Source organism: Bacillus sp. FJAT-27251 (genome assembly GCF_001273925.1).
In the GTDB taxonomy this organism is placed as follows: domain Bacteria; phylum Bacillota; class Bacilli; order Bacillales; family Cytobacillaceae; genus Mesobacillus_B.
The window spans coordinates 4,422,204-4,437,963 of record NZ_LIGG01000001.1 but is presented as its reverse complement, the minus strand read 5'-3'; the positions used below and the strand labels follow the sequence as shown (position 1 = coordinate 4,437,963).

The 15,760-nt window shown below is 46.0% G+C and carries 20 protein-coding genes; 14 read left to right on the top strand and 6 right to left on the bottom strand.

What is annotated here, in order from left to right; genetic code table 11:
- The first annotated feature begins 18 nt into the window (after positions 1-18).
- Together ADU22_RS20945 and ADU22_RS20940 are read left to right on the top strand one after the other, a co-directional pair.
- The gene (locus ADU22_RS20945) at positions 19-204 is read left to right on the top strand and encodes a hypothetical protein (protein ID WP_053363910.1); all 186 of its coding nucleotides are present in this window, start codon (positions 19-21) and stop codon (positions 202-204) included.
- 136 nt (positions 205-340) lie between these two features.
- Entirely contained in the window at positions 341-1,225 is an 885-nt protein-coding gene (locus ADU22_RS20940; protein ID WP_053363909.1) for a 5'-3' exonuclease, read from the top strand.
- A gap of 28 nt (positions 1,226-1,253) precedes the next feature.
- Here the strand turns inward: ADU22_RS20940 and sspL are convergent, their stop codons facing one another.
- Entirely contained in the window at positions 1,254-1,385 is a 132-nt protein-coding gene (gene sspL / locus ADU22_RS20935) for a small, acid-soluble spore protein L (protein ID WP_053363908.1), read from the bottom strand.
- A gap of 172 nt (positions 1,386-1,557) precedes the next feature.
- Between sspL and ADU22_RS20930 the strand changes: the two genes are divergently transcribed.
- Together ADU22_RS20930 and ADU22_RS20925 are read left to right on the top strand one after the other, a co-directional pair.
- On the top strand, positions 1,558-2,016 hold the full coding sequence (locus ADU22_RS20930; protein WP_053363907.1) for a divergent PAP2 family protein: 459 nt from the start codon (positions 1,558-1,560) through the stop codon (positions 2,014-2,016).
- A 63-nt stretch (positions 2,017-2,079) separates the two neighbouring features.
- Positions 2,080-2,349, top strand: a complete 270-nt coding sequence (locus ADU22_RS20925) for a DUF6123 family protein (protein ID WP_053363906.1) — start codon at positions 2,080-2,082, stop codon at positions 2,347-2,349.
- 21 nt (positions 2,350-2,370) lie between these two features.
- Here the strand turns inward: ADU22_RS20925 and ADU22_RS20920 are convergent, their stop codons facing one another.
- Entirely contained in the window at positions 2,371-3,300 is a 930-nt protein-coding gene (locus ADU22_RS20920; RefSeq protein WP_053363905.1) for a DMT family transporter, read from the bottom strand.
- Positions 3,297-3,707: a reverse transcriptase-like protein gene (locus ADU22_RS20915; protein WP_053363904.1), complete on the bottom strand. Its 411-nt coding sequence runs from the start codon at positions 3,705-3,707 to the stop codon at positions 3,297-3,299. The genes ADU22_RS20920 and ADU22_RS20915 overlap by 4 nt, the downstream gene beginning before the upstream one ends.
- Before the next feature lie 112 nt (positions 3,708-3,819).
- On the opposite strand from ADU22_RS20915, the gene ADU22_RS20910 reads away from it, so the two are divergent.
- Positions 3,820-4,476, top strand: coding sequence for a ribonuclease H family protein (locus ADU22_RS20910; protein ID WP_053363903.1), 657 nt, complete (start codon positions 3,820-3,822; stop codon positions 4,474-4,476).
- 24 nt (positions 4,477-4,500) lie between these two features.
- On the top strand, positions 4,501-4,686 hold the full coding sequence (locus tag ADU22_RS20905) for a zinc-finger domain-containing protein (protein WP_053363902.1): 186 nt from the start codon (positions 4,501-4,503) through the stop codon (positions 4,684-4,686).
- 62 nt (positions 4,687-4,748) lie between these two features.
- Here ADU22_RS20905 and cspD read toward each other — a convergent pair whose 3' ends face one another.
- Positions 4,749-4,949 (bottom strand): cold-shock protein CspD, encoded by a 201-nt coding sequence (gene cspD / locus ADU22_RS20900; RefSeq protein WP_046524220.1) that lies wholly within the window; start codon positions 4,947-4,949, stop codon positions 4,749-4,751.
- A gap of 301 nt (positions 4,950-5,250) precedes the next feature.
- Between cspD and ADU22_RS20895 the strand changes: the two genes are divergently transcribed.
- The 3 genes from ADU22_RS20895 to mntR all read left to right on the top strand — a co-directional run bounded on the left by ADU22_RS20895 (position 5,251) and on the right by mntR (position 8,313).
- Positions 5,251-5,538: a hypothetical protein gene (locus tag ADU22_RS20895; RefSeq protein ID WP_053363901.1), complete on the top strand. Its 288-nt coding sequence runs from the start codon at positions 5,251-5,253 to the stop codon at positions 5,536-5,538.
- A gap of 110 nt (positions 5,539-5,648) precedes the next feature.
- Positions 5,649-7,811 (top strand): DNA topoisomerase III, encoded by a 2,163-nt coding sequence (locus ADU22_RS20890; protein ID WP_053363900.1) that lies wholly within the window; start codon positions 5,649-5,651, stop codon positions 7,809-7,811.
- A 73-nt stretch (positions 7,812-7,884) separates the two neighbouring features.
- A complete protein-coding gene (gene mntR / locus ADU22_RS20885; RefSeq protein WP_053363899.1) occupies positions 7,885-8,313 on the top strand; it encodes a transcriptional regulator MntR in 429 nt (142 codons plus the stop codon).
- Between the two features lie 33 nt (positions 8,314-8,346).
- Here the strand turns inward: mntR and ADU22_RS20880 are convergent, their stop codons facing one another.
- Both ADU22_RS20880 and metA read right to left on the bottom strand, forming a co-directional pair.
- Positions 8,347-8,565: a DUF3892 domain-containing protein gene (locus tag ADU22_RS20880; RefSeq protein WP_053363898.1), complete on the bottom strand. Its 219-nt coding sequence runs from the start codon at positions 8,563-8,565 to the stop codon at positions 8,347-8,349.
- 200 nt (positions 8,566-8,765) lie between these two features.
- Positions 8,766-9,674 (bottom strand): homoserine O-acetyltransferase MetA, encoded by a 909-nt coding sequence (gene metA / locus ADU22_RS20875; protein WP_053363897.1) that lies wholly within the window; start codon positions 9,672-9,674, stop codon positions 8,766-8,768.
- Positions 9,675-9,849: 175 nt separating this feature from the next.
- Between metA and ADU22_RS20870 the strand changes: the two genes are divergently transcribed.
- The 5 genes from ADU22_RS20870 to ADU22_RS20850 all read left to right on the top strand — a co-directional run bounded on the left by ADU22_RS20870 (position 9,850) and on the right by ADU22_RS20850 (position 15,735).
- Positions 9,850-11,535, top strand: coding sequence for a formate--tetrahydrofolate ligase (locus tag ADU22_RS20870; RefSeq protein ID WP_053363896.1), 1,686 nt, complete (start codon positions 9,850-9,852; stop codon positions 11,533-11,535).
- Positions 11,536-11,559: 24 nt separating this feature from the next.
- On the top strand, positions 11,560-12,105 hold the full coding sequence (locus ADU22_RS20865; protein ID WP_231687924.1) for a hypothetical protein: 546 nt from the start codon (positions 11,560-11,562) through the stop codon (positions 12,103-12,105).
- 149 nt (positions 12,106-12,254) lie between these two features.
- On the top strand, positions 12,255-13,103 hold the full coding sequence (locus ADU22_RS20860; RefSeq protein WP_053363894.1) for a DegV family protein: 849 nt from the start codon (positions 12,255-12,257) through the stop codon (positions 13,101-13,103).
- Between the two features lie 116 nt (positions 13,104-13,219).
- Positions 13,220-13,864, top strand: a complete 645-nt coding sequence (locus ADU22_RS20855; protein ID WP_053363893.1) for an HD domain-containing protein — start codon at positions 13,220-13,222, stop codon at positions 13,862-13,864.
- Complete coding sequence (locus ADU22_RS20850; protein WP_053363892.1) at positions 13,861-15,735, top strand: ABC-F family ATP-binding cassette domain-containing protein; 1,875 nt, start codon at positions 13,861-13,863, stop codon at positions 15,733-15,735. The genes ADU22_RS20855 and ADU22_RS20850 overlap by 4 nt, the downstream gene beginning before the upstream one ends.
- The last annotated feature ends 25 nt before the right edge of the window (positions 15,736-15,760 follow it).

The window sequence follows — 15,760 nt, the reverse complement described above, 5'->3', positions numbered from 1 at the left end:
AAGAGCAGGAGGGAACCTATGAGCACCCCATTTCATGCTTGCGCTACCTGTATCCATTTCCGCGCTGTGCGGGAAAATGGGAAGATGGGCTACTATTGTGGACGCCTGGGCTATGAAACGAAAACCAATTACCAGTTTGAATGCTGGGAGCCAAAGCCCGGCGTAAGGAAGCTGATGGAAAAACGAAAACAAGAGGAGCCTTAGGCAGGCTTCCTTGTTTTTGTAAGCGGGCGGGTTTTTTGCTGGAAATCCATCCTTGGAAGGGATGGTATGTTATACTAATAAAGTTGTATTACAGACCTGAAAAAATCCATCCTGTGATGATCCAAGGAGGAGAAAAATGAATAAGCCAAACTTTTTGCTGGTCGATGGCATGGCCTTGTTATTTAGAGCCTTCTATGCCACTGCAGTGACCGGCCAATTTATGATTAATTCCAAGGGGCTGCCTACAAATGGAGTCCAGGGTTTTATTAAGCATATGATGACTGCCATTTCCCGTTTCCAGCCGACCCATGTTGCCGTATGCTGGGATATGGGCAGCAAGACCTTCAGAACCGAGATGTTTCCGCAATATAAGGCAAATCGCGGGGAAGCGCCAGTGGAACTTATTCCCCAATTTGAGCTCGTCAAAGAAGTTGTCGAAGCATTTGATATTCCCAATATCGGCATTCCCGGCTTTGAAGCGGACGACTGCATCGGAACTATTGCCAGGAAGGCTCCCGGGGAAGTGGGTGTCTCGATCCTAACCGGTGACAAGGATATCCTTCAGTTGATTGATGACCGCATTTCTGTTATTTTGCTGCAAAAAGGCTATGGCAATTATCTTGTCCATAATCGTGAATCTCTTTACAGTGAAAAAGGGATCTGGCCCGAACAGATGATTGATTTAAAAGCTCTTATGGGAGACCCTAGCGACAACTATCCAGGTGTCAGGGGGATTGGGGAGAAAACAGCCATTAAGCTTCTCCAGCAATTCAATAATGTTGAGGGCATTCTGGAAAATCTTCAGCAGCTGACAGCTTCACAGCGAAAGAAAATAGAGGAAGACCTTGAAATGCTGCATCTCAGCAGGCAGCTTGCGGAAATCAAATGCGATGTAGAGGTAGACTGCAATTTGGATACGGCCATCTTTAAAATTGACCGCGACAAAGTGCTGGATAAATTTACGGAAGTCGAGTTTCGGGGACTGCATAAGCTAATACCTACCGAGCAGGAAGTTGTGTGAAAAAACGGCCAATAATTGGCCGTTTTTTTTACTTGGTGTTACTTCTCTTTGCTGCATTTTCGAGCTTTGTTTTAGGATCCTCTGTCATATCTGCGTCCTGGCCGTACCCTTGCGGATTGACTCCTGGCGCTTTCGTGCCTCTTCCCGATTTTTTGCTCATTTATGGCCACGCTCCTTATCTTTTTGTTTAATACCCCTTGAAAAAGTGAAATAACGTAGTAGGCTGGCAAGTCCTAAAAGCGGTAATGCAGCAGCCAGCCTTTCGTTTCTTATTATGCTACGAAAGAATAAAAACAGCCGTTTTTTTTCAAAATAATATGGAGGTGATCGATTTGAATAAAGGTGTGGCCATAGCATTATCAAGTATCGGAGTTGCTCAGGGGCTTAAAATTCCCATTCATTATATGAAGGAAAAAGAATGGAAGCCGGATCTTTTCATCGCAACCGGTGGAATGCCGAGCTCCCACTCTGCGGGAGTCTCATCCCTTGCAACGTATATTGCTTTAAAAAGAGGAGTGCCAACAATCGACTTTGCCTTGGCAGTGGTATTTGGCCTGATTGTTATGTATGACGCACAGGGTATTCGGAGACAGACCGGTGAACTTACTCTTAAGGTGAACGACCTTGATGAACTGATTGATAAAATTCATAAAGATGATCCCGTAGCGTATGAAGAGGAGCCAGATGACCCTTTGAAAGAGGTGCTCGGTCACAAGCCTGCTGAGGTAGTCGGCGGAGCTTTGCTGGGTGTGATATTGGGAATGGCAGGTTATTATCTTGGAAGAAAATGATAGAAAAATGTCGAATCCTCTGGTAATATCTACATAGATATAGTCCGGGAGGATTGAACAGCTGTGATTTCATTGGAAGAATATTTGCTTAAGCTGAATAGCAAGGGTTTTCACTTCGGTGATGATGCGATTGGATTCATCTACTTTGGCAAGCATTATACCGGGGCGACGGATGAACTGGCAAATACAGCGCTTGAGCTGACTTTAAAAGCCCAGAAGAGGTTTGACGGCAGCTTCTATGTATCCTTGCTGGAGACTTTTTCGGCCAATGAGATAAAGAACCGGAAGGAAGCCATCCGGTTCGTAAGGGACAAACAGCTGCTTGCATTGTAAGAAAGGAGTGGAAACAGAAGGTCATGCCTTTGTATCCGCTCCTTTTTTTACTGAAGCAGGCCATTTGAGTGGGATTCGCGGAAGCTCTGCAACGATCATGCCGGCAAAAATCAGCAGGCAGCCGGCAGCAGCACTGTAGGATAAGCGGTCGCCTGCCCAAAAATAGCCAGTAATCGCCGCAAAAACAGGCTCCATGGCAAAAATGAGTGCCACTCTGGTAGGTGTCGTGTACTTTTGGAAATTTGTCTGAATCAAGAAAGCTGCACCAGTAGCGAAGACTGCGGTAACCAGCAATGCCGATAAGACCTCTGCAGAAAGGACCACTTCTGGGTTGAACGCTCTTTTCCAGTCTTCAAAGATGAAGGCTGAAATTCCCGATAGCACAGAGACCACGCCAATTTGGATGACAGTAAGGGCCAATGAGGGAAATTCGCGGGCATATTTCCCGGTAACCAGAATGTGGAAGGCGAACCCAAAAGCACAAATAAGGACAAAACCGTCACCAATATTGAGGCTTGTGATATCAGTGACCGTGAGCAAATAAAGTCCCGCTGTGGCTCCGGCTATGCCCAGGCAGGCATTAAGCCCAAGTGGCTTTTTATATAAAAGTATGGAGAGGAGCGGCACCATCACCACACTTAAACCGGTAATAAAGCCAGCTTTTGAAGATGTGGTATATAAAAGGCCAAGGGTCTGAAAGGCGTAGCCGATAAAAAGGAAGACCCCCAGGATGATCCCGGCTGATATCAGCTTCCCATTTAAGGCCTTAAGCTGCCTCCGCTCAAACAAGAGAAGCCAAAGCCCGAGCAAAATGGCCGCCAAGGCAAACCTGACTCCATTAAAAGAGAGAGGCTCCAGAAATGATATAGCGTTTTGGACAATGACAAACGTGGAACCCCAAATAAGGGCCACAAGTAGAAGTGAGCTGTCTGCCGCAACGGATCGTTTCATTCCGCGCCCCCCAGTCCTGATTCATTTTTTCTGACCGCCTGGCGGGCTAACTCATCAGCACTCCTGTTCATGGAGGAAGGAATCCACTTCATAAAGAAAAGATCAAACTTTTTTGTCAGAACCAGGGCTGACTCCAAAAGAGGAGCATACAATTTATTTTTTACAAATTCCTTTTCAACTGCTTTGTTTACCAGTTCGGAATCGGTTCTGAACGAGACGGTTTTAAAACCTTTTTCAAGGCAGATTTCCAATCCCTTGATAAAAGCGTGATACTCGGCTTCATGGTTCGTCATGGAGCCAAGCGGAATGGCGAAACGATGGACTTCACCATTTCCTTTAATAAAGATTCCGGCGCCGCTGGGACCTGGGTTGCCTGCACTTGCACCGTCTATATACACCTCGATCAAGAAACATACCCCTCTTCTCGTTTATAATGCTATATGTTAGTGTATCATAAAAAAGCAGAACAATAAGATAAAAATACCAACAGGATAATCGACTGGAATGGAAGGGTGGAGCATGAAGTATAAATTGGAATGGAGCTACAAATTAAAGGGAAAAGAACCTCTTCTCTTCACTTCGGACTGGATAGAAGGAGAACGGGCTCTTGAGACAGCAGAGGAGCTTGAACAAACGGGAAAGGCAGCGGGAATTTCATTTGAGGATGAGGCGGGGACAACCTGGACAATCAAAGAAATGAAAAAGCTGCTTGCAGAAATTGAAGAAGAGCCGCATGACTTAACGGTTTACTTTGACGGAGGCTTCGACAAAAATACCAATAAGGCCGGTTTGGGGGCCATCATCTACTATAATCAGGGCAAGAAGAAGTATCGCCTCCGGGCCAACCAGCAAATAGGCGAACTTGAAACCAATAATGAAGCAGAATATGCCGCCTTCTACTTTGGGCTTACTTTGCTTGAAGAACTGGGTGTTCACCACCTGTCATGCGAATTCCGGGGCGACTCCCAGGTTGTGCTTAAGCAATTGGAGGGTGAGTGGCCGTGCTATGAGGAGACGCTGAACCGCTGGCTGGACCGGATTGAAGCAAAAATGGCCGATTTAGGGATGCATCCGAAGTATATAGCCATAGACAGGAAGAACAATAAGGAAGCGGATAAGCTGGCAAGCCAGGCACTTGAAGGCAAAACCATCCACAGTAAAATGCAGATTCTCTAAAGAATAGAAAGGCAGGGGGAATTATTGGGCAGAAAAGATTTGCTCGAAGAAGTTGAAGAATTGTTAGCAACCTACTGCGAGGGCTGTTTTTTAAAGAAACAGCATAAAAAAGACCATGGAAAAAGATTTGCCCATCGTTTTTGCATTACAGCCTGCACTGTTGGCGAAAAAATAAAAGTCTGCGGAGCCAAACTATCCGGGAGGCCTTGAAACAGAACAAAATAAAAGGCTGGCATAATGCCAGCCTGAAAGAACATCAAGACATTTTTGAATTATAGTTTTACTACATTAGCTGCTTGTGGTCCGCGGTTTCCTTCAACGATTTCAAAAGAAACTTCCTGGCCTTCTTCAAGGGACTTGTAGCCTTCTCCCTGGATTGCAGTGAAATGAACGAATACATCATCTCCGCCTTCTACTTCAATAAATCCAAAACCTTTTTCATTGTTGAACCATTTAACTTTACCGTTTTGCATGTAACTTTTTCCTCCTAAGCCTTTTCGCGACACAATGTGTCAGTTGAAATTTTCATTTATTAGAACATACCCTTAATCCAGCGAAAATAATCATATATTCTGATAAATGATGCTTTAAATATACATAAAAAGGCTTTAAGCGTCAAGGTACTGGAAGGATGTCCTGTGAAAAAAAGACGATAAGCCACGAAAGGCGAGGGCAAATAATGGATGCGCTTTATTCATTTTTCCGGAAAAGACCACAGGGCTTGTCATAAAAAATAAATCTCCTCATAGTTTTGATATAAAAAAGGGTGAGGAAATGTTCCGTTTTTCATTTAAAGGCAGTGAGTGGATCATAAGGTTTTCCCCGGAGCTACAGGCGGAAGATGAAGACAGGGAAGCCATCATCAAGTCTTTGATCACACTGGGGCCAAGCCTCGCAGGATATTCCCATGGTGAATCCCTGCTGATGTTCGATGAGAAAATGGGGGCCATCATTATACGTACCGAAAAGATTCCGTCATTTATTTTAACCGTTTCATCCATCATTCCAAGGGATCAATGGTTTTCCAGAAAAGCGACTGGCGTTAAGCCTTATAAAAAATAAAGGTTGGAGGAAGCGTGAACGAGACGCTTCCTCCATTTGTTTCTTTACGGACATGAGCAGGCTCGGCTAAAATAAGGATAGTAAAATAAACAATGAAGCAAGGAGGAGCCATGAAATTAATCATTGCCGAAAAGCCGGACCAGGGCAGGACGCTAGCCTCCATTTTTAAAACCAAAAAACAGGATGGCTACATTGAAATTCTCCCGAACGAACTCTTTCCGGATGGTGCCTACGTATCATGGGCGATCGGTCATCTCACCGAACTTGCACCGCCGGAAAAGTACAATTCCTCATGGAAGCGGTGGTCGCTTGATACATTGCCCATTGTACCTCAGCAATTTATGTATGAGGTCGTCAAGAACAAGCAAAAGCAGTTTGCCACTATCAAAAAACTCTCCACATCCCCGCAGGTGACCGAAATTATCCATGCAGGCGATGCCGGAAGAGAAGGAGAGTTGATTGTCCGCAATATTCTCCGGCTCACCGGCTGCAAAAAACCGATGAAACGGCTCTGGATTTCCTCTCTCACCCCGAAAGCCATTAAAGAAGGATTTCAAAACCTCCTGCAGGAGTCCGAAACAAAAAATCTCTATTATGAAGCCTATACTAGAGCGTGTGCCGATTGGGTAGTAGGAATGAATGCTTCAAGGCTCTATACATTGCTGCTGCAAAAAGAGGGGTTTTCCGACGTGTTTTCCGTTGGAAGAGTCCAGACCCCCACGCTGGCTCTGATTGTAAAACGCGAATACGAGATTGAGAATTTTGTTTCCCAGCCGTTTTGGGAAGTTGAGGCCCAATTTGCCATCAATAACAAAAAATACAAGGGCAAATGGGAGAAGGATGGGAATTCGAGAATAGAATCAAAAGAGCTTGCTGAAAAAATTGCCGCATTCTGTACAGGGAAAACGGCAGAGGCTATCGATGTCAACACCGAAAGAAAAGAGTTTCAGCCACCATTATTTTATAACCTTTCGTCGATTCAGGCAGATGCCAATAAAAGATTCAAATTCTCTCCCAAGAAAACACTCGATCTATTGCAAGGTTTGTACCAGCGCGGGATTGTCTCCTATCCCCGTTCGGATTCACGGCATGTAACTCCGGGAGAAGCAGAGGGATTCCCGGGCATTCTTAACAAGCTGGGCAACCTGCCGCAATATCAGGATCTTTTTCCGTTGCCCGTTGAGAGCATCAGGACTAATGGAAGGTATGTGAATGCAAAAAAAGTGACCGACCATTATGCAATTATTCCTACGGAACAGGTACCAAATCTAAGCCGGCTTTCCCCGGATGAACAGAAACTTTATGATTTGCTCGCCAGGACTTTGATCGCAGCCCATTATCCCTCTGCGTCAGCTGAATATACAACCATCAGGACGCTTGCGGATGGGAGGGCAGAGTTCCTTTCAAAAGGCAAAGTGCCCATTCAGGAAGGATGGCGGAAGGTGCTTCCCCAACAAGATAAGGACAAGGATCATGTACTGCCGTCCATCCAGAAGGGGGAAACAGGCACCGTTGTGAAAACCGATGTCAAAGAAAGCAAAACCCAGCCCCCAAAGCGCTTTACGGAGGGGCAGCTGATTACCTTGATGAAAACCGCAGGCAAACATATTGAAGATAAAGAGCTTGAGAAAGTTTTGATGAAAACGGAAGGTCTCGGAACGGAAGCAACCCGTGCCGGCATTATCACGATGCTGAAAGACAGGGCATATATCAATATCAGCAAAAATCTGGTTTATGCAACGGCGAAAGCAAAAATACTTGTCCAGGCAGTTGGCGGTCAAGTTTTGGCCTCGCCTGAAATGACAGCAAAATGGGAACAGCGTCTTAAGGAAATCGGGGAAGGGGCCGCTTCACCGAAGCAATTTATGGATCAAACCAGCAAACTGGTGGCCCATTTAGTTTCCACTACTACAGAAAGCGCGGCCGGCTGGAGTTTTGGAACGCAAGTAAAAGAGGAGTTTATCCCAGGCAAGCAGAAAGGCCGGAAGAAACGGAGCACCAATCTGGGCGCCTGTAAATTGTGCGGAGGAGCTGTTGTCGATAAAGGGGGTTTTTATGGATGTGCAAATTATCAAAAGACCAAGTGCGGGTTCACTGTTTCAAAACAAATTCTGGGCAGGACAATCACCCAGAAACAAGTTAAGCAGCTGTTAAAAGAGGGAAGCACGGATGTGATTGAGGGATTTACTTCCAAGGAACAAGCGTTTAATGCAAAGCTGGTATGGGACGAAAAAGGCCGCAGCATCCGTTTTGCCGGCAGGGTCAAGTCTTGATGTATACTGTCTTGTCCAGGCGGGCCATCTATAGTAAACTTTATGGGATAAGGTTGACAATGGAGGTTTAGGGATGCCGACACCAAGTATGGAAGATTATATTGAACAGATTTATATTTTAATTGAAGAAAAAGGGTATGCAAGAGTGTCAGATATCGCAGAAGCGCTGTCTGTTCATCCCTCCTCGGTTACAAAAATGGTTCAAAAACTGGATAAAGACCAATACTTGGTCTATGAAAAATATCGTGGGCTTGTCCTTACCCCAAAGGGGAAAAAGACAGGGAAACGCCTTGTGGACAGGCATGAACTTCTCGAACAGCTGCTTAAGACGATTGGAGTAAAAGAGGAAAATATCTATCAGGATGTTGAGGGGATTGAACACCATCTCAGCTGGGATGCAATAGACAGGATTGGCGACCTGGTCCAATTCTTTGAGGAAGATGGAAGCAGGGGTGAGGCGCTGGCGGAAATTCGGCGCCGAAATGAAGAAAGCGAAGAGTAAGGATAAAACACCTGACAGGCAGTCAGGTGTTTTTTAGTAGGATTCCGGAAGGCTGCTGATATTCTCGATTTCATAGGGGAGGGCAAAATCTTCGTCTGTCTCGGTTTCTTTGATCGAAACACCGGTTATTCTCCCGGCTTCCGCTTCCATTAAGGCCCTCCGGTAGGAAATGATTCTTCCGGAAGAAGTCTGGAAAGAGATAACCTCACCTGCATTATTTTTAAAAACTCCAGTCAGCTGTTCTCCATCCATGCATTACACCTCCTTTGCTAGCTGCTGATCGATTCTTTGCGTGTCCCTCCTAGTCTTGCTGTATTCAATCTTTGCTAAACCTGTAAATTTGCATGAAGTTGCCAAAAAAAAGCAGATGCTTATCGGGGCAAAGCCTGGCATCGCAAAAAAAAGCTGCCAGATTGGCAGCTCAGCACGAGTTCATATTATAGAAAAATACATTAATTCCATTCATATGGGGTTTCCTGGTAAACATAATAATTCAGCCAGTTGGAAAAGAAAAGATGCGCGTGTGAACGCCATTTGTTAACAGGGCTGTTCTCGGGATTGTTTTCAGGGAAATAATGCTCGGGAACAGGGACAGTTAAGCCTCTCTGTATATCGCGGGCATATTCCTGTGCCAGGGTGTCTGTTTCATATTCAAGGTGGCCAGTAACCATGATATGTTTCCGGTCCAGTGAATGGATGATAAATGCACCCGCTTCATCAGACGCGGATAAAAGCTTGAGTTCCGGCGATTTTTCAATTTCTTCAATGGATACATCGGTATGCCGGGAATGCGGAGCATAAAACTCATCATCAAAACCCCGCAGGAGTTTTTCTTTCGAATCATATATCCGGTGGGAATAAATTCCGGAACATTTTTCAGGCAGCTCGAACTTTCCGATCCCGTAGTGATGGAACAATGCAGCCTGGGCCCCCCAGCAGATATGCAGGGTTGAGGTGACATTTGTTTTTGTCCATTCAAAAATCTTGACAAGCTCTGCCCAATAATCCACCTGGTCAAAGGAAATCAGCTCTACCGGAGCCCCGGTGATGATCATTCCATCGAACTTTTTCTCCCTTACTTCATCAAACGTTGTGTAAAATTGGTCGAGATGAAGACGGCTTGTATTCCTCGATTCGTATGTAGCCGTTTTTAAGAAGGTAATGTTCACTTGCAGCGGTGTGTTTCCCAGCAGCCTCAGAAACTGTGCTTCGGTTTTCTCTTTTTCGGGCATCAGATTCAGAATAAGGATATTCAATGGCCGGATATCCTGACTGCTTGCCCGCTCATCCTCCATGATAAAAATGTTTTCCTCTTCAAGAATCTCCCTTGCTGGAAGAAGCTTAGGAATTTTTATTGGCACTCCGTACCCCTCCCTTGTATAAATTGACATTTAAATCTAATTATAATCTTGTCTCGGTGAACAGGCAATTTAAGAATGCTGAATTCTCGAAAAAATTGTGAAACACATACTGAAATAGGTTTGCAAATGATACAATGAGGGGGAAACTACTACCTGAAAAAAAGGCGGGGTCTGGATGGAAACAAAAGGGAAATTTAAAACAGATATCGAAATTGCCAGGGAAAGCGAAATGCTGCCCATCACTGAAATTGCAGCCAAAATCGGGCTTGGGCCCGATGATCTGGAAATGTACGGCAAACATAAAGCAAAACTATCGTTTGACTGCTTAGCCAAGCTGGAGACAAAGGAAAGCGGAAAAGTAATCCTTGTAACTGCGATAAATCCAACCCCGGCCGGTGAAGGCAAGTCGACGGTTACAGTTGGACTGGCAGATGCTTTGAATAAAGTTGGCAAGAAAGCGATGATCGCCATGCGTGAGCCATCCCTGGGACCGACCATGGGGATTAAAGGTGGTGCCGCAGGCGGCGGTTATGCCCAAGTGCTGCCCATGGACGAAATCAATCTTCATTTTACTGGTGACCTCCATGCAATAACGACGGCCAATAATGCACTTGCGGCGTTGATTGATAACCACCTCCAGCAGGGGAATGAGCTGCGAATCGATGCCCGCCGTGTCGTGTGGAAGCGGGCCCTCGACCTTAATGACCGTGCCCTGCGCAAGGTGATAGTCGGGCTTGGCGGACCGATTCAGGGTGTGCCGCGGGAAGACGGTTTCGATATTACCGTTGCTTCCGAAATCATGGCAGTGCTTTGTCTCGCATCAAGCCTGCAGGACCTGAAATCGAGGCTGTCCAGAATGGTGATTGCCTATAATATGGAGAAAAAGCCAGTAACGGTTGGCGACCTTGGGGTGGAAGGAGCATTGGCCCTGTTGTTGAAAGACGCGGTTAAACCGAATCTGGTCCAGACGATTGAGCATACTCCTGCCCTTGTGCATGGCGGTCCTTTCGCCAATATCGCTCATGGCTGCAACTCGGTCATGGCAACAAATGCGGCTTCCAGGCTGGCTGATTTTGTTGTCACGGAAGCGGGATTCGGAGCGGACCTCGGGGCCGAAAAATTCCTGAACATCAAAACAAGGGACGCCGGATTTGAACCGGCCGCTGTTGTCATTGTTGCGACAATCCGGGCTTTGAAAATGCATGGCGGCCTTGCCAAAAATGAATTGGCCGTGGAGAACATCCCTGCCCTCAAAGCCGGGTTTGCCAACCTGAAGAAACATGCAGAGACGATTGCCGGCTTTGGCCTGCCATTTGTTGTAGCCGTAAACAAATTTATCACGGATACCGATCTTGAAACGAAAACACTGCTCGACTTATGTGAAGCAGAATCAATCCCGGCCTCACTTACCGAGGTTTGGGAAAAGGGCGGTGCTGGTGGTGTTGAGCTGGCTGGAAAGCTCCTGGGAGTGATGGATGCCCCGTCTTCCTTTAAGAGAACATATGATTTATCGGACTCACTCGAACAAAAAATTGAGGCTGTTGCCCGTAAAGTTTATGGCGCATCCGGTGTGGACTTTGCCCCGAAGGCAAAAAAACAGCTTGCCGATTTTGAACAGCATGGCTGGGGCGTGCTGCCTGTCTGTATGGCGAAAACCCAATATTCGCTCTCGGATGATCCCGGCAAGCTGGGAAGGCCCTCGGGCTTTACCATTACGGTCAGGGAGTTGAAGCCTTCTATCGGAGCCGGGTTCATCGTTGTCCTGACCGGTGATGTCATGACGATGCCAGGGCTTCCCAAAAGGCCTGCCGCGTTGAATATGGATATTGATGAGAATGGCAATGCCATTGGTTTATTTTAAAGAATACGTGCCAGCGGAAAAGTGGTGAATAAATTGTTTGACCCAACTGCGTTTGAAAATATCAAGGTTGTAATTGAAGGTGCCGTCTATGACAGGGACCTTCAGGGGGAAATACTGGTGACTGACCGCGATGATTTAGTGAACCTGGCGAAGCTATCCAGGAAATACAGTGTTTCTTTCCAAATGAGGCATGATGTGGAGGGGAAAATTCAGGCAGCCCTAACTATTGAGGCTGGCCTTGGGAACCTTGCAGCCGAATTGCTGGATGGCGAGGGCTCCCTGCACCTTGCAGGCTGTGCCGTGACGGCTCTGTTCCTGCTGAAGCATCAACATGAAGAGGAACTGTACAGTAAAGTCCAGCAGGCTCTTGAGCGGATTTGGGGTGCCGGAAGAACCATCACCCAATCCGCAACCCTCAATCCCCTCCAATCAGGCATGTCCGTAAAAAATGAAGCGGCAGTACACTTTAACCGCCTGGTACTTGAGGATCAAATCGATGACCTTGCAGAAATGGTGGATTATATGATTGCTTCGATGAGGGAGCTGGAGCTTAGCATTGGCAAAGGGTAATAGTCCTTTTGGGTATGGGGCCCGGGGGAAACCGGGCCTTTTCCAAGAAAAGCAAACATCCGGGACCCTTGGCAACTGTCCGGATTCCAGTGCTTTTCTTGTCTTAACCGCCGTTTTCCATCATATATTGATTCAAAAGGGGGGAGCCTATGGAGAATCTTGCTTGGGTAACGGACAGCACGGCCATTCTCGATGATGAACTTGCCAGCCGCGCAGATATTTTCACCATACCTATGTCGGTAATCCTTGACGGCAAGGAGTTTACTGATGGAATCGATTTGACCGCAGGTGAGCTTTTTCATAGATTAAAAACATTAAATGAACCTCCAAAGACTTCGCAGCCATCTGTAGGCGCCTTTAAAACCCTATATGAAAAATTATTTCAGGATTATGATCATGTGATTTCCATACTTGTTTCTTCAAAATTGAGCGGAACAATCGATTCAAGCCAGCAGGCAGCAAAATTGCTGAACAAGCCTGTAGTTACAATCGACTCTAAAATCCTGAGTTTTCCGCAAAGTGCTCTCATTAAAAAAGGGATCCAGCTTGCCGGAAAAGGGGCTTCCATCCCGGAAATCAAGAGCACGCTGGAAAAAATCAGGGAAAGCAGTGAAACCTATGTGCTGGTGGGCAGCCTGGAACAGCTGCACCGCAGCGGGCGTATGTCCGGTGCCAAGTACCTATTCGGAAGCATGCTTAATATAAAACCGATTATTTCCATAGTGGATGGAGCGCTTGAAGTCAAGGATAAGGCAAGAAGCGGAAAGAAGGCGAAGGAAAAAATCTTTGACTGCTTCCGTGCGTCCTACCGCGAATATGGAATGAGGGAAGCCTGGCTGCTGTATGGACATGAACCCAATATAGCCTTACAGTGGCTGAAAGAGCTTCAGACAGAGTTTACAGAAGTTGCTTTTTCATGCTTTCCGCTGGGGGCAGTGATTGGTGTCCATGCAGGTGAACATACCATTGGAATTAGCTGGTACAATCAATCTCTTTAAGAAGAGGACCCAAAAAGGGGCCTTTTTTTTGAGACCAAAATAATCTGTATAATTCTTGTTTAAGGCATGGTGGGCTATTCATGTTAAAATACAAGCTAGGAAGAAGGTGGCTGTTTATGAAGGACACTTTAGCCAGGACAGAGGAATTTGTCCGGACCCAATTAATGGTAGAATCCACCGGGCATGATTGGCATCACATAGACAGAGTGAGAAAAAACGCAAAGCTGATCGCCCAAAAGACGGATGCAGGCGACCTTTTTATCATTGAGATGGCCGCTCTGCTCCATGATATTCCAGATGGGAAACTCAATGAATCGGAAAAACAAGGATKGGATAAACTCCTTGCGCACATGGATTCCCTGAACTTGCCCGAAGATACGGCCGAACATATCCTTGCCTGCATTGAAAGCGTATCGTTCAAGGGCGGAAGAAAAGTAGAATTGAAAACCATTGAGGCCAAAATTGTCCAGGATGCCGACCGGCTGGATGCACTGGGGGCAATCGGCATTGCGAGGACATTTGCATATGGAGGTAAGAAAGGGAATCCAATCTATGAACCGGAATTTAGGGTCAGAGAAGGGATGACCCTGGAAGAATATCGAAATGGACAGAGTTCTTCCGTCCATCATTTTTACGAAAAGCTTTTTAAGCTAAAGGAATTAATGAATACGGATGCCGCCCGGGAAATTGCGCAGCAAAGGCATGAGTATATGGCGGAATTTCTCCAACAATTTTACAGTGAATGGAATGGTAATGCTTGAAAATGATGTCTGCAGAAAATATAACAAAGTCTTATGGTGAAAAAACCTTATTTGAAGGTGTCAGCTTTACAATCGGAGAGCGGGACCGGGTCGGTCTTATTGGCGTCAATGGTACAGGAAAATCTTCCTTGCTGAAAATACTTGCAGGAATTGATGCACCGGATTCTGGCCATATGACCACTCCAAAGGATTATCGGATGAGCTATCTATCCCAACAGCCAGAATTAAACCCCGATTTGAACGTGCTGGAGCAAGTGTTTTTTGGCGAGGCTCCAATATTGAAACTTATGAGGGAATATGAAACCACCTTGTTCAAAATGGAGCAGGATCCTGAAGATGCCTCTTTGCATGAAGCGCTTATGGGGCTGCAGCAGCAAATGGATAGCCTTGATGCCTGGGATGCAAATACAGCAGCTAAAACAATTCTTACAAAATTGGGGATCGCTGATTTCAGAAAAAGGACGGGCGATCTTTCGGGCGGGCAGAAAAAACGGGTTGCTTTGGCACAGGTTTTAATTGAGGCACCCGATTTGCTTATTCTCGATGAGCCAACAAACCATCTTGATTATGAAAGTGTAAAATGGCTGGAAGAATATTTGGGTCGGTATACCGGTTCGCTGCTCCTGGTCACCCATGACCGCTATTTCCTTGATCGGGTAACAAACCGGATTTTTGAATTGGATGGCGGTACCCTTTATAGTTATAAAGGAAACTATGCCAGTTTTCTTGAAGCGAAAGCAGTCAGGGAAGAGAATGAAGCTGCAACACTTGAAAAGAAAAGGAATCTGTTCAGACGCGAACTGGAATGGATTCGGCGTGGAGCGAAAGCCCGAACAACAAAGCAAAAAGCAAGGATCCAGCGCTTTGAACAGCTGGAAACACAGATAAGTGGCAAAAGCGCTGAAAAGCTTGATATTTCGCTTAGCGGAAGCCGGTTGGGGAAGCAGGTGCTTGAGCTTAAAGAAGCGGAGAAAAACTTCGGGGGCAAAGTGATTCTTCAGGATTTTGATCTTCTTTTGAAGCAGGGGGACCGGATTGGAATCATCGGCAGAAATGGAACCGGGAAATCCACTCTCCTCAATATCCTTGCAGGGAAGATTCCGCTCGACTCGGGTGAGCTGATCACTGGGCAGACCGTAAGAATCGCCTATTATACCCAGGAAAATGAAGGCCTTGATGAAAATAAAAGAATGATTGAGTATTTGAAGGAGACGGCACAGGTAGTTCATACTTCTGACGGGAAAACGATTTCGGCTTCGCAGATGCTGGAGCGTTTCCTCTTTCCGCCATCCACCCATGGTACACCGATCCGCAAGTTGTCGGGCGGAGAGAAACGGCGATTGTACCTTTTAAAATTATTGATGGAAGAGCCAAATGTCCTTTTGCTTGATGAGCCGACAAATGACCTTGATACGCAGACATTAACCGTTCTCGAAGACTATCTGGATGACTTTCCCGGAGTGGTTATTACAGTATCACATGACCGCTACTTTCTAGATAAGACTGTGGACCAATTGCTGGTACTTGAAGGCGAGGGCAAAATCTCGTTGTTTTTCGGGAATTACTCTGACTACTTAGAGAGTCTCCTGACTCAAAAAGAAGTGTCTATTCCAGAGAAAAAAGAGAAGCAGGAGCCCCAGGACAGGACGAAAAAGAAGAAAATGTCCTATATGGAAAAGCGCGAGTGGGAGGAAATAGAGGACAAAATTGCTGCCGCCGAAGCCCGTATTGAAGAAATACAAGCAGAAATGGCCGGTATTGGCAGCGACTTTGAAAAAGGACAAGCTTTAATGAAGGAAGAGTCCGAGCTTAATGAGCAGCTGGAGCAAATGATCGAAAGATGGAGCTATCTCTCAGAGATTGCCGATTAATATTGAACGCACATTAGGTTGGCGA